General features: G+C 56.4%; 15 protein-coding genes. 8 read left to right on the plus strand and 7 right to left on the minus strand.

Annotated elements, in window-relative coordinates:
• Positions 1 to 3: 3 nt before the first annotated feature.
• Complete coding sequence (locus QP868_RS05115; protein WP_284925531.1) at positions 4 to 504, plus strand: PH domain-containing protein; 501 nt, start codon at positions 4 to 6, stop codon at positions 502 to 504.
• A gap of 74 nt (positions 505 to 578) precedes the next feature.
• Here QP868_RS05115 and QP868_RS05120 read toward each other — a convergent pair whose 3' ends face one another.
• The 5 genes from QP868_RS05120 to QP868_RS05140 form a co-directional block, all read right to left on the minus strand.
• Complete coding sequence (locus tag QP868_RS05120) at positions 579 to 1,595, minus strand: ABC transporter ATP-binding protein (protein ID WP_284925532.1); 1,017 nt, start codon at positions 1,593 to 1,595, stop codon at positions 579 to 581.
• Positions 1,579 to 2,589, minus strand: a complete 1,011-nt coding sequence (locus QP868_RS05125) for an ABC transporter ATP-binding protein (RefSeq protein WP_284925533.1) — start codon at positions 2,587 to 2,589, stop codon at positions 1,579 to 1,581. Before QP868_RS05125 ends, QP868_RS05120 begins: the two co-directional genes overlap by 17 nt.
• 3 nt (positions 2,590 to 2,592) lie before the next feature.
• Positions 2,593 to 3,540, minus strand: coding sequence for an ABC transporter permease (locus QP868_RS05130; protein WP_284925534.1), 948 nt, complete (start codon positions 3,538 to 3,540; stop codon positions 2,593 to 2,595).
• A complete protein-coding gene (locus tag QP868_RS05135) occupies positions 3,533 to 4,459 on the minus strand; it encodes an ABC transporter permease (RefSeq protein WP_284925535.1) in 927 nt (308 codons plus the stop codon). The genes QP868_RS05130 and QP868_RS05135 overlap by 8 nt, the downstream gene beginning before the upstream one ends.
• A gap of 96 nt (positions 4,460 to 4,555) precedes the next feature.
• Positions 4,556 to 6,235: a peptide ABC transporter substrate-binding protein gene (locus QP868_RS05140; RefSeq protein ID WP_284925536.1), complete on the minus strand. Its 1,680-nt coding sequence runs from the start codon at positions 6,233 to 6,235 to the stop codon at positions 4,556 to 4,558.
• A 265-nt stretch (positions 6,236 to 6,500) separates the two neighbouring features.
• Between QP868_RS05140 and typA the strand changes: the two genes are divergently transcribed.
• From typA to QP868_RS05160, 4 genes are all read left to right on the plus strand, one after another.
• On the plus strand, positions 6,501 to 8,411 hold the full coding sequence (gene typA / locus QP868_RS05145; protein ID WP_284925537.1) for a translational GTPase TypA: 1,911 nt from the start codon (positions 6,501 to 6,503) through the stop codon (positions 8,409 to 8,411).
• Positions 8,408 to 9,826 (plus strand): PIG-L family deacetylase, encoded by a 1,419-nt coding sequence (locus QP868_RS05150; RefSeq protein WP_284925538.1) that lies wholly within the window; start codon positions 8,408 to 8,410, stop codon positions 9,824 to 9,826. Before typA ends, QP868_RS05150 begins: the two co-directional genes overlap by 4 nt.
• Positions 9,810 to 11,471 carry a VanW family protein gene (locus QP868_RS05155; protein ID WP_284925539.1) on the plus strand — a complete coding sequence of 554 codons (1,662 nt, stop codon included), beginning with the start codon at positions 9,810 to 9,812 and terminating at the stop codon, positions 11,469 to 11,471. Before QP868_RS05150 ends, QP868_RS05155 begins: the two co-directional genes overlap by 17 nt.
• A 190-nt stretch (positions 11,472 to 11,661) precedes the next feature.
• Complete coding sequence (locus QP868_RS05160; protein WP_284925540.1) at positions 11,662 to 13,338, plus strand: VanW family protein; 1,677 nt, start codon at positions 11,662 to 11,664, stop codon at positions 13,336 to 13,338.
• 43 nt (positions 13,339 to 13,381) lie between these two features.
• Here QP868_RS05160 and QP868_RS05165 read toward each other — a convergent pair whose 3' ends face one another.
• Complete coding sequence (locus QP868_RS05165) at positions 13,382 to 14,401, minus strand: GNAT family N-acetyltransferase (RefSeq protein ID WP_284925541.1); 1,020 nt, start codon at positions 14,399 to 14,401, stop codon at positions 13,382 to 13,384.
• Positions 14,402 to 14,477: 76 nt separating this feature from the next.
• Here QP868_RS05165 and fdxA point away from each other — a divergent pair, with 76 nt between their 5' ends.
• From fdxA to QP868_RS05180, 3 genes are all read left to right on the plus strand, one after another.
• Positions 14,478 to 14,795 carry a ferredoxin gene (fdxA, locus tag QP868_RS05170; protein WP_284925542.1) on the plus strand — a complete coding sequence of 106 codons (318 nt, stop codon included), beginning with the start codon at positions 14,478 to 14,480 and terminating at the stop codon, positions 14,793 to 14,795.
• A 1-nt stretch (position 14,796) separates the two neighbouring features.
• Positions 14,797 to 15,903, plus strand: a complete 1,107-nt coding sequence (gene dapC / locus QP868_RS05175; RefSeq protein ID WP_284925543.1) for a succinyldiaminopimelate transaminase — start codon at positions 14,797 to 14,799, stop codon at positions 15,901 to 15,903.
• Between the two features lie 167 nt (positions 15,904 to 16,070).
• Positions 16,071 to 17,360, plus strand: coding sequence for a citrate synthase (locus tag QP868_RS05180; protein ID WP_284925544.1), 1,290 nt, complete (start codon positions 16,071 to 16,073; stop codon positions 17,358 to 17,360).
• Positions 17,361 to 17,619: 259 nt separating this feature from the next.
• On the opposite strand, the gene QP868_RS05185 is transcribed toward QP868_RS05180, so the two are convergent.
• Positions 17,620 to 19,393: HNH endonuclease signature motif containing protein (locus QP868_RS05185; RefSeq protein ID WP_284925545.1), on the minus strand; the 1,774-nt coding region annotated here is incomplete at its 5' end.

The following is a 19,393-nucleotide window of genomic DNA, read 5'->3' on the forward strand; positions in this document are numbered from 1 at the left end:
AGCATGCGATGGACGTGGCTCATCACCAGTGTGGTGGTGGTTGTCGCGGTGGCTTCGATTCTGTGGCAAGAATTTTCCGTCCGAGGTGTTGCTCTGTGTGGCCTGCCCGTACTGTTCGCATGTGGTGCGTGGATTTTCTACGGTCGCCCCAACGTGACGTTGACCGACACCGGGGTGCGTGTCACCAACCCCGTGCGTAGTACGGAGGTTGACTCGACCTCGGTCACGTCTGTCGACACTACATACGGACTGCAATTGCGCTGTTCTGGAAAGAAGATCAATGCGTGGGCCCTGACCGATATGGGGTCCAAGAAGTCTCGTTCAGAACGAGCGGCGGGCATAGCTCCCGCGCTTCCCGAAATCGAGATGGTCACATCTCACTTAACCAATGTGAAGAAGAGTAAGGCGGAAACTCCGCCGCCTCAGCAAAAAGTAGATGCGTTTCCGCTTGTGCTGATAGGCGTCTCGCTCGCTTGGTTCGTGTGGGGGATGAGCGTGCTGTAACAGGCGCGAGGAAGCGCACCCAGAATCACGTATGGCCCGGAAACAATCCGGGCCATACGTGGTTCTATACGGTTTTACTCCACACCAGGGTCGGTGTTTGCGAAGTGGCACGCAGTGGCGTGCTTGACGTCGGAGTCCTCGCGGACCTTGAGCTCTGGGAGCTCGGTGGCACAGATTTCCTGTGCCTTCCAGCATCGCGTCCTGAAGCGGCAACCGCTGGGTGGATTTGCTGGTGAAGGCGGATCACCCTGCAGAACGATTTGCTTCTTGGAATCACGCGCCTCCGGATCCGGTACCGGGACAGCAGACAAGAGTGCCTGCGTGTAGGGGTGCCCCGCGTTTTCGTAGATGTCGGTTTCGTCACCGATCTCAGCGAAACGACCAAGGTACATCACGCCCACACGGTCAGAAATGTGGCGGACCACAGACAGGTCGTGCGCAATGAAGATGTACGCCAGACCCAACTCCTTTTGGAGCTTGCCCAAAAGATTCATCACCTGAGCCTGAATCGACACGTCGAGCGCGGAAACCGGCTCATCGCAAATGATGATCTCAGGGTTGAGCGCCAAACCGCGCGCAATTCCAATACGCTGACGCTGACCACCGGAGAACTGGTGCGGGTAGCGGTTGATGAGATCTGGGCTCAGACCTACCAGTTCGAGCAGTTCGCGCACCCGGTCAGCCCGTTTGTTCTTGGGGACCACATCTGGGTGAATCTCAAGTGGCTCACCCACGATGTCACCCACGGTCATACGCGGGTTCAGCGACGTGTACGGGTCCTGAAACACGATCTGAACGTTGCGGCGCATGCGTTTAAGGCTGGCACCCGAACGCCCAAACACAGGCTCACCTCGGTAGAGAACTTCACCGGAAGTGGGCTTCTCAAGCCCCATGAGCAGGCGAGCCATCGTGGACTTTCCACATCCAGACTCACCCACAACTCCCAGAGTCTCACCGGGGTACAGGTCAAATGAAACACCGTCTACAGCCTTGACCGCACCGTACTTACGCTTGATCACAGCGCCTTTGGTGAGGGGGTAGTGTTTCGTGAGGTCGCGGACCTGCAGAATTGGCTCACTTTGCTGTGCCATTGAAAACCTCCTCAGCTCGGTGACACGTGACGAAGCGTCCCGGAACTATCTCTTGCTTAGTTGGACGTTCAGCTCGGCACTTATCCATTGCGTACGGGCACCGAGGCGCGAACTCACACCCAGAGGGGAGATTAAGAAGGTTCGGAGGTAGCCCCTTGATAGCGGCGAGGTCCTGACCTTTCATGTCCACGCGGGGGATCGAAGCCAAAAGCCCTTCCGTGTATGGGTGGGCTGGCTGACGGTAGATGTCATGAACCTCAGCGGATTCGACAATACGCCCGGCATACATCACCGCGATCTTGTCGGCGACGTCAGCGACGACACCCAAGTCGTGCGTAATGAGTACCAAGCCCATGCCGCGCTCTTCTTGAAGCTCTTTGAGCAGGTCCATGATCTGCGCTTGGACCGTCACATCGAGTGCGGTGGTGGGTTCGTCAGCGATCAGCACATCAGGGTCAAGAGCAATCGACATTGCGATCATGATGCGCTGACGCATACCACCCGAAAACTGGTGCGGGTAGTCGCCCACACGGTCAGCTGCGGCGGGAATGCGCACTCGCTTCATCAGTTCGATAGCGCGTTCGCGAGCGTCCTTGCGGTTCATACCCTTGCGTTTACGCAACACCTCGGAGATCTGCCACCCAACCGGGAACAACGGGTTCAGCGAAGAAAGAGCATCCTGGAACACCATGGCAATGTTCTGCCCGCGGACTTTCCGACGATCTTCCTTCGACATTTTAAGAACGTCACGTCCGCGGAAGAGAACTTCACCGCCGGTCACAAAACCGGGAGGAGTGTCCAAAATTCCCATGATCGCCTGAGCCGTGACGGATTTACCCGAACCAGATTCACCCAGAACGGCGAGAGTCTCACCTTCGTCAACCGAATAGTTCACCCCGTTGACGGCTTGTACGACACCTAGTTGTGTGCGGAACTCAACCGTGAGGTCGCGCACGTCCAGGAGTGGCTGCTTTGCAGAGTCGTTGTTGTCCATTCTTTACCTCGACTTTGGATCGAAAGCGTCACGCACAATGTCACCGAGCACAATGAACGAGAATACACACAGGCTCAGTGCGGCTGCTGGGAAGAGCATCATGTGCGGAGCAACACGCATGTACGACTGCGAGTCCGAAATCATGATTCCCCATGACACGACGTTTCCTTGCAAACCGATACCCAGGAACGACAGGGTAGCTTCGGCTGCGATGTACACACCCAGGTTGATCGTTGCAATCACAATGACCGGCCCAATGGCGTTTGGAATCACGTGCTTGAGCATCATGCGCCAGCCTGATGCGCCCAAAGCGCGGGCCGACTGCACGTAGTCCATTTGGGCTACCTGCAAAACGGTGGAACGCATCATACGCATAAGTCCAGGCCAACCGAAGAGGGCCAGAGCAACGACAACCTTGAGGATCGTGATGAAGTAAGGAGTCTGAGGTGTCGTTGGGAAAGACACCAGAACCAAAAGGCCAGCAAGTAGGACCGGGATACCTGCGAAAATCTCACCCAGGCGAGAAATCAGCATATCGGCGAACTTGCGGTAGTACCCAGCGATCGCGCCCAATGTCACACCGATCGACAGAACTCCAATCGACGTAAGGACTCCCACGAGGATCGACGCGCGAGCACCGTGGATAGTGCGCGCATAAACGTCGCATCCGCGGACGTCGTAACCGAAGATCGCTTCTGAACTGGGCAGTTGCTTAGTGCGCAGAAGCGAACATTCGTTGGGGTTCTTCGAGGTGAAGAGTTCCGGCACAATCGCCATCACGACAAATAGCAACAAAACGCCAGCCGTGATCCAGAACAGAGGCCGCTTGAACATTGAGCGGAACGCGTCTCCGGTGAGCGAGGTCGCGCGTGGCGCAGCGTCTCCTTCGGGCTTAATCGGATCTTGTGCGGGTGCCGTTTCGGTAACTGTCAAACTTTCTGGATTACTCATATCGGATCCTTGGGTCGAGCCATGCGTAGAGAACGTCAACGGCGAGGTTGACCAAGAGGTACACAAGGACGAAGAGAGCGACAACGCTGGTCACTGTTTGTCCTTCGCGCCCGTTAAGCGCACCGAACACCATTCCACCTAGACCGGAAACGTTGAAAATACCTTCGGTGACAATCGCTCCACCAAGGAGCGCACCAAAGTCGGTTCCGAGGAACGTGACGACTGGCAACATCGAGTTACGCAAAACGTGGACACCCACGACGCGTCTTTGGGTGAGACCCTTAGCGGTAGCTGCGCGGACATAGTCGGAGCGCATGTTTTCAGCGATGGAGTTACGAACCAGACGTGCAACGTATGCAATCGATGCTGATCCCAGAACGAAGCCGGGAAGGATGAGTTCGCTCCATTTACCTTCTGGGGAAGCGGTCGCAGGGAAAATCTGCCACTGCATACCCAAGTAGAGCTGAAGAACACGACCAATAACAAACACCGGAATCGAAATAACGACAAGAGTCGAAACCAAGACCAAGCTGTCGATGAACTTTCCGCGACGCAAACCGGCCCACACACCGGCGGCGATGCCGATGACTGCCTCAAACACGATTGCAATGATCGTCAAGCGGAAAGTAGTGGGAAAGCGGTTCTTGATCTGATCGGTCACGTCAATTCCGGAGAACGTGGTTCCAAAGTCTCCGGTAATGAGGTTGAGAAAATACTTCGCGTAGCTGATGAGAAGCGGGTCATCGAGGTTGTACTTGTCCCGCATCATCTGAACGTACGCTTCGGGGCATGCGCGTTCACCGCAACGCCCAACAAAGGGGTCTGACTGCAGACCCCACACCATGAGATAAATAAGAAATGTGGTGCCGATGACCACAGGAATGATTTGTAAAATTCGGCGGATGACATATGCACCCATGAGTTACTCCCAAGAGCTGAACACCCGCATAAGCGGGCAATAAGAAATTCTTATTGCCCGCCGTGCGGAGTGTCCATCACGAATAGTGAATGGTTACTACTTCTTGAGTCCTACGGTCGTGAAGTCGATGGTCGACTTCCAGGTGACCTGAGGAGCTACAACCTTGTCAGACCAGCCCAAGCGGAGCGTGCCGTACCACAGAGGTGCTACAGGCATGTCTTCTGCGAGGGTTTCCTGCATCTTCTTGAAGGTTGCTTCCTGCTCTGCCTCTTCCTGGCTCAGGATGTCCGAAGCCATCTTGTCGTACTCAGGGTTGGAGTAGTCACTCTTGTTTGAGCCAGCGTCAGTGATGTAGTACGCCGTGAGGTAGCTCAGAGGTGATGGGAAGTCTGCCTGCCATCCGGAACGGTACATTCCGGACATTTCCTTAGCGTCGATCTTGTCGAGCATTTCAGCAAATGTTGGGAAGGACTGTGGCTGGCAGTCGATTCCGAGGTTCTCGTTAATCGAGGTGCACACTGCCTCGGTGACTTCCTTGTTTCCAGGGCCGTCGTTGTTGAACGCGATGGTGAGCGTTCCGTCAAAGCCGCCACCTTCTTCAAGGAGCTTCTTAGCAGCTTCAGCGTCAACGTGGCACTTGTCGCCACAGATGTCGTCCTGGAAAGGTTCAATTCCTGGTGGCGACCATGCGGTACCTGGCGTGTTTTCACCGTTGGTAACAGCGTCGGTCACTGCCTGGCGGTCGATTGCCATGGAGATTGCCTGGCGAACCTTGGGGTCCTTGAACTTTTCGTCGTACTGAGGGAACGAGTAGCCGTTCCACAAAGTCGATGGTCCAAGCTGCCAGCGGCCTTCACCCAGGTCTGTCTGCCACTTGTTACCGGCAACCGCGTCTGGCGGAATCGCGTCGACGTAGTCAACGTTTCCGGCTACAACGTCGGCGTATTCAGCACCTGGTTCGGTGTACATCTTGAAGGTGAGCTTGTCTACGTGAGCCTTAGCTTCACCCTGGTAGTCGGTGTTCTTTTCCAGGACGATCTTCTGTTCCTGCTTGTACTCAGTCAGCTTGAACGGACCGTTACCAATCGGCTTCTTGCCGTAGGCTTCGTGGTCTTCGAAGAACGACTCAGGGAGTGGCATGTAAGTGCTGTGAACGACCATTGTTTCGAACAGTGAGTTCGGGTTGGTGGTTTCAACAGTGAAGGTCTTGTCGTCAACGACCTCCAGACCTTCCATGGTGGCTTTCTTGTCTTTGGAGCCAGAGACCTTCTTGTAGCCCTTGACGTCAAGGAAGCCAGGACCGAAGAACGCCTGTTGCTTGGCGCCGTTGGCACCGTTTGCTCCCCAGTTCCATGCGTCTACGTAGCTCTTAGCAGTAACTGGTGAACCGTCGTCGAACTTCCAGTCCTTGAGCTTGACAGTGAACTTGGTGTTGTCGTCATTGGCTTCGATGGATTCGGCGTTAGCCAAGCGTGGCTTACCGGTCGATGGGTCGACCTCGGTCAGGCCAACCAGAATCGAGTCAAGAACATCTCCACCACAGGTTTCCTGAGTGAACCCAGGGATCAGAAGGTCCTGAGGGTTACATCCGGCGAAGGTCACTTCTCCGCCTTCTTGACCTTCATATGTGTCGCTGGCTTTGGTGCCAGAGACCTCTACGGGTGAGCCGCCGCCTTCTTTGCCGTCGCCTCCGTCGCCACCGCTTCCGCCACATGCGGACAGCAGTAGCGCTGATACACCGAGAGCCGCTCCCAGCGTAGTCAAGCGCTTCTTCATGTTGTCTCCTTATCTATCAGGCTTGTCGCCGTGAAGAATCCGTAGGCACTGGGTGAGTGCCGTACTGACGAGGTGCCACACGAATGTGACCCCTGTCCGGAAGTACCGACAGTCTACGTCAGAAAACTGTGATGCTGTGCACATTAAATTTGCAGATTCAATCTTTTGTTACAAATTCGAAATAGTCGCGGGCAGGGGAGTGAGGATCGTATAATGATCGGTTGGGCGCGATTGTGCGCCACTACATCGATCAGTTAGGGACCTTATGACCCACACATCACGCCGTGAGGATCGCCGTAACGTTGCAATCGTTGCGCACGTCGACCATGGAAAAACCACTCTGGTGAACCAGATGCTCGCTCAAACGGGTGTTTTTGGTGACCACGGGGACTACTCTGACCGCGTGATGGATTCCGGTGACCTGGAAAAGGAAAAAGGAATCACAATCCTGGCCAAGAACACCTCGGTGCTCTACAACGGCCCTTCCGCTCAGGGGCAACCCATCATCATTAACGTGGTCGACACCCCCGGGCACGCCGACTTCGGCGGTGAAGTAGAGCGTGGCCTGTCCATGGTGGACGGCGTGGTGTTGCTCGTTGACGCTTCAGAAGGCCCGTTGCCACAGACGCGCTTCGTTCTCCGCAAAGCCCTGGCCGCCAAGTTGCCAGTCATCGTGGTGGTCAACAAGACCGACCGCCCAGACGCTCGGATTGACGAAGTGATCGAAGAAACCCAGGATCTGCTCCTGGGGCTGGCTAGTGATCTATCTGATGAAGTTCCAGACCTCGATGTCGACGCTGTCTTGGACTTTCCTACGATCTTTGCGTCAGGTAAAGCTGGTCGGGCTTCAACCGAGCAGCCTGCTAACGGTGAACTGCCTGACAGCGGAAACCTTGAACCGCTGTTCAAGACGATCCTTGAGCACATTCCTGCCCCTGCGTACAACGACGATGGTGTTCTGCAGGCCCACGTGACGAACCTGGACGCGTCACCGTTCTTGGGCCGGTTGGCGCTCTTACGTATTTACGGTGGAACGCTAAAGAAGGGCGCCCAAGTGGGTTGGGTGCGCAACGACGGCACGGTCACAACCGCAAAAGTCTCAGAGCTCCTAGAAACCCAGGGACTCGAAAGGTTCCCGGCAACAGAAGCGTCTGCTGGTGACATCATCGCTATCGCTGGTATTCCAGACATCATGATCGGTGACACCATCACAGACCTGGAAGACCCCCGTCCTATGCCGCCCATCAAGGTGGACGAACCGGCGATCTCCATGACCATCGGTATCAACACGTCTCCACTTGCCGGGCGCGAAAAGAACACCAAGGTGACTGCCCGCCAGGTGAAGGACCGCCTCGATCAGGAGCTGGTGGGTAACGTGAGCCTGCGGGTCCTCCCTACGGACCGTCCTGACGCGTGGGAAGTTCAGGGCCGTGGTGAACTGGCGCTGGCAATTTTGGTTGAGCAGATGCGCCGCGAAGGTTTTGAGCTCACCGTAGGTAAGCCACAGGTGGTGACTCGCGAGATCGACGGTGTTCTGTCTGAACCCATGGAACGTATGACTATTGACGTTCCAGAAGAGCACTTGGGTGCTGTCACGCAGCTGATGGCCGCGCGCAAGGGTGTCATGGAAACAATGACTAACCAGGGGACAGGCTGGGTTCGGATGGAGTTCCGGGTGCCTGCCCGAGGTCTCATTGGCTTCCGTACCCGCTTCCTCACCGAAACGCGGGGGACGGGAATCGCGAACTCTATTTCTGACGGTTACGCGCCGTGGGCTGGTGCGATCGAGTTTCGCACCTCGGGGTCGCTGGTCGCTGACCGCGCCGGAGCTGTCACTCCGTACGCCATGATTAACCTGCAGGAACGCGGGTCGTTCTTTGTGGAACCCACGTCCGAGGTCTATGAGGGGCAGATTGTTGGTGAAAACTCCCGTGCGGATGACATGGATGTGAACATCACCAAGGAAAAGAAGCTCACGAACATGCGTTCGGCCACGGCGGACTCGTTCGAAAACTTGGTTCCTCCGCGCAAGCTCACACTGGAAGAGAGCCTGGAGTTCGCTAACGACGACGAATGTGTAGAAGTCACACCGTCGATTGTCCGTATCCGTAAAGTCATCCTCGACCAGAAGGAACGTCACAAGGCCGCTAACCAAAAGCGCCGCCAAAACTCATGACCACTGTTCTTTTTATTCACGCTCATCCCGATGACGAATCGATCATGACGGGTGGCACCATGGCGGCACTGGCGGCCCGAGGTGCCTCCGTGGTGCTCGTGACCGCCACGCGAGGTGAGGGTGGGGAAGTGATCGGAGAAACTCACGCCCACTTGTTCGGCGATCGTCCCGGGCTGGCCGAACACCGGGAGCGCGAACTGGCAGAAGCCACCTCGGCGCTGGGAGTTTCGGACTCGTACTTCTTAGGCGAGGAGCGGACTGTCGCTGGGACGCAACTGCCACCTCGGCGGTTTGAGGACTCCGGGATGGAGTGGGGAGCTGACGGGCATGCTGTTGCGCCGGCGCACATGCCGCCGGAGGCACTGTGCAGTGCCACCGTTTCCGAGGTTGCAGATTACGTGGGTGCGGCCATCCGTCAGGTGCGCCCGGACTTGGTTGTGACGTATGGACCCGGTGGTGGGTATGGCCACCCGGATCACGTGCGTTGTTATGAGGCGACACAAGTTGCGTTGACGCGTTTAGGGGCGGGCGCGCCCCCTGTTGTGTACGCCGAGGTCCCTCCCGAAGTTTCTATTGACGCGTTTGACCCGCAGGCTCCTGGATTCGATTTGACCGGGTTTGGTGCGGCTACGACTGTTCCGTCGGTTCCGGCGGAGTACCCGGTTGCGGTGGCGCAGGATGTGTCGGAGTTTGTGGGGGCCAAAGCGATGGCGATGGCCGCGCACGCCACCCAGATCACGGTTGCCGGTGAGTTTTTTGCGTTGAGCAACGATGTGGGCCAGAAGATTCTGGATACGGAGTACTTCACTGCGCCGGGATATTCGGGTCCAGTGCTGGGGGACCTGTTGGAGTATGCGCAGGAACACCAGGCTGAGGTTCATGTGGAATCCGGGGCTACCGATGTGGCAGCCGCTCAGGGCACGACCGGTGGGGGAGTAGCTGGCGCGAGTGAGGACGCGAACGCGAGTGCGAACGGCGACTCTGGGAATAGGTCCGCCGGGCGGTGGGTCGCTGACACGATCCACACCGTGTTGGTGGCAGTGCTTGTGTGCCTTGTGGGAACTCTGCAACACCTCAACGCGAGCGCCATTAACCTCAGCGGCCAAGCGATCATTGTTCCGTGGGGCCTTGCGCTGGCTGTGGCTATGCTGATCGCTAGCACGTGGCACATCGCGGTATCCCACCGTTCCACTCTTTTAGTGGTGGTTCACGGTGTGGTGATATCCATTGGCAGTTTCATTTTGGGGCAGCGCGGATTCTTACCCGGGCAGGATCTTCTAATAACGAATTTCTATCGGTCCGTTGTGTGGCTCTTTGCGCCCATGGTGATTGCTGGGATTATGGCATTTACACTGCCGTCGTTAAAGACTCAACCACCGGTTGTGCGCAAGGAGAAAGATGAAACGGGTAGCTAAGTTTGTAGGCATTGGAGTTTTTGGCCTCGCGCTCATCTACCTTGTTGTCGCCTTCTTGACTTCCAGGGCTGCACTCGCTGGAACCAGCATCGCCGGAGTTGACGTCGCAAACAAAACTGTTGACGAAATTCCGGGTGTGCTGGAAGAAGCCCTGAAAGACAAGGCCGACGAAGACATTAAGATCAAAGTCGAATCCGGAAACGGAGACGCTAAAGTATCGCCCAAAGACGCTGGAGTAGGCATCGACTATGAAGCCAGCGCACAAAAGGTAGCAGGCTTCACTCTGAACCCCGTAACGCTGTACGAACGGTTCAACAGTCGCACTGACCAATCCCCAGAACTTAAGGTCGACGACTCACGGTTGACGACCTCGGCGGCGGCAGTAGCCAAAAACCTCGAAAAGGACCCCAAAAGCGCAAAGCTGGCCTTTGAAAAGAAATCCGTGAAACTCACCCCGTCCAAAGACGGAACCCACGTGGACCCTGAAGCTGTGGGGCAAGGTATTCGCGACCAGTGGCTCATGGAAGACACTGTGACGGTCAAAGATGAAGTGCAGCGCCCCGATTTCACCACCGAAGACGCAGAAAAGGTCAAGCGTGAAGTCGCCGAACCTGCTCTGGAAGACGATGTCACGTTGAACGTCGAAGGGGATGTTGAAGCAGGCAAAGAGATCACCGTCACCCCTGAAGCGATCGTCAAGCACGGGTCGTTTAACAAGTCCGGCAAGCTCGTTTTTGACAAGCGGTTCAGGACCACAGTCATGAATGACAACCCGGATGTGGGTGAAGCAGGGCGTGATGCATCATTTGAGTTTGTGGACGGCAAACCCAAGGTGATTCCGTCCCGTGACGGTGTGTCTGTGAACAAAGGCGAGCTCGCGGATGCGGTGCGTGACGCTATTGGTGCCGATGACCGCAGCGCGGCCATTACGTTAGGGGCGGAACCGGCGGACTTTTCGACCGAGGACGCCGAAAAGCTCGACCTCTCTGACACCGTCTCTGACTTCTCAACACCGTACGCTTCAAGCCCCGGACGCGACACCAACCTGAAGGTGTCGACGCGAACAGTCTCAGGAACGGTACTCCAACCCGGCGAACAGTTCAGCCTCAACAAGACGCTGGGACCGCGAACCGCCTCGGCCGGATACAAACCAGCCGGCGTGATCTCTGGTGGGCAGATGAAACAGGACTACGGCGGGGGAGTCTCCCAGGTATCCACCACGCTGTTCAACGCCGCGTTCTTCGCCGGTTTTGACTTGGATGAGCACAAGGCTCACTCGCGCTACATTTCCCGCTACCCAGAAGGGCGCGAAACCACGCTGGACTACCATTCGATTGACCTGAAGTTCACCAACAACACGGATAAGCCCGTGGTGTTGGACATGTACCTTGAGGGTGGCGAAGTTCACGCGCGAATTTTGGGTGTCAAGACGGTTGATGTCGAGGCGGATGCTTCGAGCCGGTTCGCATACACGTCACCGTCGACCATCAAGGGTTCGGGAGGTTCGTGTACACCGCAGGCGCCGCGCCAGGGCTGGTCGATTAAGATCTTCCGCACCATCAAAGAACACGGCAGTGGCAAGGTCATCAAGAAGGACGACTTTGTGACGGTGTACAACCCTGTTCACCGGGTGACGTGTTCTTAAGAAGCTGATCTGTTTGTGGGTGCCTGACTGAGTAGTGCGTTCTGTAGCGCATGTTGTAACGCATGTTGCTGGCTTGGCACGTGAGTTCGGCGCCCTGGGGCGGTGCGCACCGTAGTGTTTAATGTGGGACAAACACGGCCCGGCCGGCACAGGACCGGGGACATTGCAGGGGCAAGGTGGCGAAGCGTTCATGGATAAGAAGCGTGTGTACAGGATCGGCATTGTGTGTTGCCTCCTGGTTGTGGCGTATGTAGTTATCGCGTTCTTCTTGACGCGTCACGCGCTGGAAGGCACGCACGTTGCTTCTAGTGATGTAGGCGGGATGAGCTACGACGAGGTTGTGCAGACAGTAGAGCAGAACGCCGGCGACGATTCGTTTATGGTGTTTGCGGACGGAGACTATGGTGATACGAGTGTCTCAGCTGAGGACTTGGGGATCACTGTTGATGCTCATGCCACTGCTCGGCAAGTCGCAGGCTTTACGCTCAATCCGGTGACGATCGTCAAGCGGATCAAGGCCACATACGACGAAGGCAATGTAGCTCTGATTAAGCGCATTGACGACGAGAAGTTAGCGCAAACGTCTGACCGCATAGCCCATGAGTTAAGTCGTGAGAAGAAGAACGCCACGGTCTATTTCAATTCCGAACGCGCTTTTTCATCTGATAATTCTGAAGATGGGTTGGAAGTGGATTCTGCCGAGGTGAAAAAAGCAATCCTGGAAGCTCACGCAGAAGGGTCGAGCACTCTCAGAGTGCCCACAAAAATGATCAACGCAGACGTTAGCGATGCGGAAGCGTCAGCGCGTGCCTACGAGATTGATCAAGGCTTGGGCAAAAAAGACATCGTGCTCGATGCGGGAGGTGGGAAGACGCTCCGTATTCCTGTTGAGCTTGTTTATCGGTACGGCTATTTCAACGACAAGCTGGAGTTGTGTTTTCGCGATGAAGAGTTCCGCAACGTAGTGATGGACGAAAATCCTGGCGTTGGTGAACACATTGTCAATGCGCGCTTCGAGTTTCCGGATGGAAAACCCACGGTGAAACCTGCGCAGGACGGTGTGAGTGTTGACTCCGACGAGCTTACGCGTGCGGTGCGGGAAGCGATTTCGTCGCCGGACAACACAGCTTCCGTTGGAGTGGGCGATCAGAAGGCTCAGTTCAGTACCAAGGATGCTGAAGCGATGAGGTTCCCCGACGTGGTGTCGCAGTTTGCAACAGACAACCCGCGAAACGGTGAGCGCACTGCACGGCTTGAGTATGTGGCAAAGAAGGTTTCAGGTACGGTTGTTAAGCCGGGTGAAACGTTCGACTTCAACGCGAAGGTGGGGCCCGAATGGGCGGAACCGGGGTACGAACCCTTCCCTGAACCAACGGTTCTGGGCGGCGTAGAGGATGACTCGCTAGGTGGCCCACACTCACAACTTGCGACAACTCTTTTCAACGCTGCGCTAGAAGCAGGTCTTGAGATCCGCGAACAGCACGGAGGACCACAGCGTCCGTCCATGTACCCGGATGGACGCGATGTCATCGTTAACACGCGAACCAACTTTGTTTTCGCAAACACGACTGACAACCCCATCGTGATCGAGTCATTTGTGGATGACAGTAAGACGCACGTCAAAATCCACGGCACCAAACAGTTCGACGTGGAGCTATCCACGACGGACCGGTGGAACGTGACAGCGGGCCTTCCACCCAAGAAAGAATCCGGCAGTCGGTGCGTGGCCTATCCGTCGCTCGATGGCGGGTCAGTACTCACCTACAGAGTCATCAAGGACCGCACAAAAGATCAGCCAGCCGTGCGCGATACGTTCTATCGGGAGTACTCAGAACAACAAGGGCAAACCTGTTCTGGTAAGTCGTGACAGGGGTAGGTCCGTGACAGGGGCAGATCACTGACCCGCTACTTCACTCGCTCGCAGGCTGGGCCATCCACACGCGGTGGTGCTCGCCCATGCCACATGCGTGAGCAAAGTCGGAGCGCTCGCGGTCGGGAGCTTCGTACATCAGTGACCGGACACCTCGGGCTTGGGCAAGCCGCGCAGCTGCCGTGACAAGCGCGCTACCAACCCCGGCGCGCCTGGAGTCTGGGTGAACGACCAGGTGAGAAAGAACGCCCCACTTCATCGCGAACGCGATGCGCGCCGCGCCCACCATGGTCCGTGTGCCGTCCGGGCCAGTCGAAATGGCCGAAAGGATGCGGTATTGGGGTGCGCTTGCAATCAGGTGGTTGTATTCGTCGCGCGCCGATTCTTCGATACCCCACACCGCGTAGTGCAGGGGAGCGGGAGCGTCTGATTCGACAATTTCGCCATCTGGTTCACGCAACTGAGCGAGTTCTGCGGTGGGCGCGGTAAACGTGATCACAGGATCTGACGGGACGAAACCCTCGCCGCGCAAAAGTGGGGCAACCTGCTGGCTTGCGGGGCTGAGCTCATTGGAGTGGGCCTGGGTGTGAATGAGGATGTGTGGCGTGCTGCCTCGTTCTTTGAGCCAGTCGATGGAGAGGGAAAGTGCCTCCTGGGTGGGCATGCCGGGGTCGTTGACGGGGAGGGCGCTGTTGGCGGCCGCCGAGGTGGCAGGTGCTGACCGCAGAAGCCACCCTGAGAGCACTTTGGGATCCTCTCCGCGTAGTTCGGACGCGAGGTTGTCGGCATGTAGCCACGCGATTTCGTGGGGCGACCATGTTGCGGCGGCGACTTTGCGTAGGTCTTCAGCGCTCACGATTTCGTGGAGTTTTCCTGGGCGGGTGGGAGCCGGCGGGATCTCGTGCCCAGTTTCGATGGCATCCTGTGGAACGTCAACGGGGCCGCGCTTGGTAGAGATGCGGAGGTGTGTTGGTGAGACTTCGAGGACCTCACCAAGAGCGTCGGTCAAAGAGCCGTTGTCTGTGTATCTCACAACAACCCGCGTGCCGGGTGAAAACATGGAGGCCCTTTCAAGTGTGGAAAAGTAGGTGCGTAGGAGTAACCTTATTAAGTATCCATACAACCAGGAGGTATCCGTGACGTACATAATCGCGCAGCCGTGTGTCGATCTCAAGGACAAGGCATGCGTCGATGAGTGCCCCGTGGACTGTATTTACGAAGGTGAACGCTCACTCTACATTCACCCTGACGAATGTGTGGACTGCGGTGCGTGTGAACCCGTGTGTCCGGTAGAAGCCATTTACTACGAAGACGACGTTCCTGAACAGTGGGCCGAATACTACAAGGCCAATGTGGAGTTCTTTGACGAACTCGGATCTCCCGGTGGAGCAGCTGGTGTTGGTAACACCGGAACTGACCACCCTATTATCGCGGCCCTCCCACCACAGCAGTAGCATGGACTTCGCTCAGTACGGTCGTCACCTCGAAGCTTATCCGTGGGACAAACTCGCGCCTCTTAAAGCACGCGCGGAAGAACGTGGCCTGTGTGACTTGTCTATTGGAACGCCCGTTGACCCCACACCGCAGGTTGTTCAAGATGCCCTTGCGGCAGGCGCTGATTCGCACGGGTATCCAACAACAGCTGGAACTCCACAGTTGCGTGAAGCAATCGCGGACTGGTACTCCCGATCACGGCGCGTGGACGTTGCCCCTGGTGCGATTTTGCCAACTGTTGGATCAAAAGAGTTGGTGGCGTGGTTGCCCACACTTTTGGGCTTGAAAGAGCTGGGGCTGGGCGTAGCCGGACCGGCACTTGCGTATCCCACATACCGCATGGGTGCCACGATCGCGGGCGTGAATTTCCGTGTTCTAGATGCGCATGACGTCGCTGAAGGCGCTTCGCTTGACGGTGTTGGTTTGCTCTGGATTAACTCACCTGCCAACCCCACTGGTCGTGTGCTGGACGAAGCGACGCTTCGGAAGGTTGTCGAGGCTACCCGGAAAGCTGGCGTTGTTGTTGCCAGCGACGAATGTTACGCGTTGCTGAATTGGGAGGCAGAGGCGCCGTCGATCCTTGATCCTGCTGGCGCGGGGGAGGACCACACGGGATTGCTCAGTGTGTATTCGCTGTCGAAGCAGTCGAACTTGGCTGGTTACCGGGCTGCGTTCGTCGCTGGGGACCAGAGTTTGATTGCGGATCTGACTAACACGCGTAAGCACGCTGGAATGATTGTTCCGGGGCCAGTACAGACAGCGATGATTGCTGCCTTGGGGGACTCTGGGCATGTTGATGCGCAGAAGGAAATGTACCGTGCTCGACGCGACGTGTTGAAACCGGCGTTGGAAGCCTGGGGGATGACGATTGATCATTCTGAGGCGGGGCTGTATTTGTGGTGTACCCGGGGCGAGGACTGTTGGGAGACGCTTTCAGGTCTTGCTGAGTTGGGTATTTTGGCTGGGCCGGGAATTATTTACGGTGAGGCGGGTGCTCAGTACGTGCGTGTGGCTCTCACCGGGTCAGATGACACGATTCGAACAGCGGCTCGGCGCTTGAGTAGTTGAGGCGGGCGGATGCCCGCGTGACGCCTTTGTGATGTCCTGGTGATGCCCTTGTGTTGCCCCCGTTGCGTGCGTAGCTAACCTCCAATGAAAAATGGTGCGACTTAGTGCAGAGTCACAAAAAGGGGTAGCCTGTGAATGCAATGATGTGAACCCTTTAAGGAGACATAATGGTGGCAGACGGCAAAATGCTTGTCGGTGAGAAGGAGCTTGAACTCGACCGCGTACGTGCGACAGAGGGCACGGAAGGTTTGCGGATTGGCTCGCTTCTCAAAGAGACCGGAACTGTCACGTACGACCCAGGTTTCACATCAACTGCGGCGTCATCGTCCAAGATCACTTTTATTGACGGCGAGAAGGGGATTCTGCGTTACCGCGGGTACCCCATTGAGGAGCTTGCTGAGAAGTCGAGTTTCATTGAGGTTTCATATCTGCTGATTTATGGTGAGCTTCCTACCGCTCAGCAGCTTGAAGAATTTACGGCGAAGTACTCCAGTCACATGATTGTGAATGACAACATGCGTGAGTTCTTCCGGGCGTTCCCGTATGACGCGCACCCAATGTCCATGGTGTCTGGTGCGATTTCTGCCATGTCGACTTTTTACCAGGGCAGCTTGGACGTTTTCGACGAGGAGCAGGTTGAACTCTCCATGCTCCGTCTGATGGCGAAGATGCCTACGATCACCGCTCTTGCTTCACGTCGTCGTTCGGGTGTACCTGTGGTGCACCCGTCGGATCACCTCTCACCGATGGAGAATTTCGCGCGTGTTCACTTCGCGTTGCCTACGCAGGGTGACTTTGAGCCAGACCCGCTGTTGGTCAAAGCGCTCGACATCTTGTTCATTCTGCACGCCGACCACGAACAGAACTGTTCCACTTCGACGGTGCGTCTGGTGGGGTCGTCGCAGGCGAATATTTATCAGTCGGTTTCTGCTGGTGTGAGCGCGCTGTCTGGTCCGCTTCACGGTGGTGCTAACTCTGCGGTGCTGGAGATGCTCCAGGAGATCGCTGAGTCTGATGACGGTGCTGAGAAGTACATGGAGCGGGTGAAGAACAAGGAACAGGGTGTGCGCCTGATGGGCTTTGGTCACCGCGTGTACAAGAACTACGACCCACGTGCGGCCATTATTAAGAACGTTGCGCACGACATTTTGGAGAAACTGGGTGGCAACGATGAGCTTCTTGATTTGGCGATGAAGCTTGAAGAGATCGCGCTTAAGGACGATTATTTCGTGTCGCGTAGCCTGTACCCGAATGTCGACTTCTACACCGGCCTCATTTACAAGGCGATGGGCTTCCGCACCGACATGTTCACGGTTTTGTTCGCTGCTGGTCGTCTGCCTGGTTGGATTGCGCAGTGGCACGAAATGATGAAGGACCCTGAGACCAAGATCGGTCGTCCACGTCAGGTATACACTGGCGAGCCTCAGCGCTCCTACGTGCCGGTTGAGGAGCGCTAAAACTTCGGTTGCTTTCTTGGCGGCGGCCACGTTTGCGAGTTGCCGTGGTTTTGAATAGCTCCCATATATGAGTTGTTCCAGTAGTTGGGGCTTCTGAGTTACTCTCTATTGGCTGGACTGATGAAAGTCGGTTGTCAGCTGGTGGGGAGTAGTTCGTTTTGGCTGGGTTTAGGCCGCCCTGGTCAGAACGCGCTCCGTAAGCCTTGCCCTCGTCCATAACTCAGCTTCCCAGCCCTCGCCTTGCTCAGAATGGTGGCGGTTAGAATGGTGGTGGTTCTTCGCTGGGTTGCCATGGGCGGGTGTCACCTTTGAACACTTCCGCTGCGATTGCGTACTCGTCTGCGATCTCGCGGGGATACTCGTCGGTTTGTCCTGGACTTTCAGCAGGCCCGGGTTCAGGGTGGTTCGTAGCCGTGGGTTCAGGGCTGTCTGCTTCCGCGCGGCCTGCACCATGATCAGTCCCAGTTTCAGGGCGGTGGGCGGTTTCGTGTTCTGTTTCTAGGTATTGGTTGATGGTGCCGCTGATGTCTTGGTCGCCGGTGTCGAAGTACTCGAGTAACCGTTCGTATTGGAGTTGGTTAATACGTGATTCTGGTGGGTAGACCAGCATGGCACCAATCCTTGGCAGCACCCACGCTAGGGAACCGTCATCCATCCTGTCTACGCGTAGTCGTTTTTGGGTTTTCTCTTGATGATGTCGCTTACACAACGGGTGCAGATTCTCCATCACTGTGAGCCCACCTGACTCGGGGTCTTCGTGGTTGAACGGTTCGATGTGGTCTTTTTCGCACACTCTGGCAGGTGTGGCACACCAGGGGGCACTGCAATCAGGATGCCTGGCTTCGACCATGCGTTTCAAAGCCGCGGGTATGTAATACTTCGTCGGTGTGGATTCTAGGACTACCCCTGTTTCGGGGTCTGTGAACATCCGGTAGACCCATTTCGCTTGCGCGATCAGCTCATCAGCAGTCTTTACGTCTAACGGAACCCGGCCATTCATCATCACCGGCACCCGCGCATCTGGGTCCACCTTGATCGGTAACCCATAATCAACCTCACTACCCGTAGCAGCACTCAGAGACTCACCGGCTATCAGGGGCTCGTCAGCGTTCAAGAACTCTTCCGGGTTTAGGGCTTCTTCACGACCCGGCGACACATCAGCCCCGGATGACACACCAGTCCCCTGGTTCTCGGACGCTTGTTGTTCACTTTCGGCTCTTCCGGGGTCTTGTTTCTCGTGCCCCGATCTGTCCACCCCGGGGTCTTTTCCGAATCGTTGTCTCTCAGATCTTTGTTCCTCGGGTTTTCTCCCCGTGCCTGGTGGTGGTAGGTGCGTGAGGAAGTGCAAGACCGGGACTGTGACGGTGATACCGGCTTGAGCTTTTAACCATTCTTCTTTTTCAGGCATCGACACGCACAACTCAAGCTCGTACACGTCCTCCGCCTGTTTAGCTTCACACTTCTCAGCCCACACAGAACCACCAACACCACTGGCATCTTCCGTGCTCGGGCGATCTGGTTTGGTGTAGGTGACTTTGATGGGGGCGTGTTTACCCGTCGGGACCACGCGGACACGTAACGTGGTTGAAGGCTTAGCCCCGGTAATCAAATCCAGGGTCAGTTGGTCCATCAGCCGGTCGTCATCAACCTCAACCCGACCCAAATCACCAACCCGCACTTCAGTCGTGTCCCCATTGTCTTCGGTAATGAACAAGGCTTGTTGCTCATCCGGCAACGTGGCAGTAAACGGTTCTATGTGGTTCGCCAGAATAGCCCTGGCAGTCCCACGCACCCGCTGGTAGAACGCTTCCATCTCCAACACAGGACCAGTAAGACTCAACGTGGCTGTCCCGTCATCATTCACCCAATACGACACACCCCGATTACGTTTCGCGTTCTCTACCTGGGTTTCAGGAGTCATAAGCATCGCGAGGATTTCATTGACGTGGCGCCTGTAGGTTTTCCATGGCACGTTCACAGGTTTGTTGGTGAGCATGTCATCAAACACCGGGATACACACCCCAGCACGAACA

The sequence above is a fragment of the Brevibacterium sp. UMB1308A genome, from assembly GCF_030230605.1.
Lineage (GTDB): Bacteria > Actinomycetota > Actinomycetes > Actinomycetales > Brevibacteriaceae > Brevibacterium.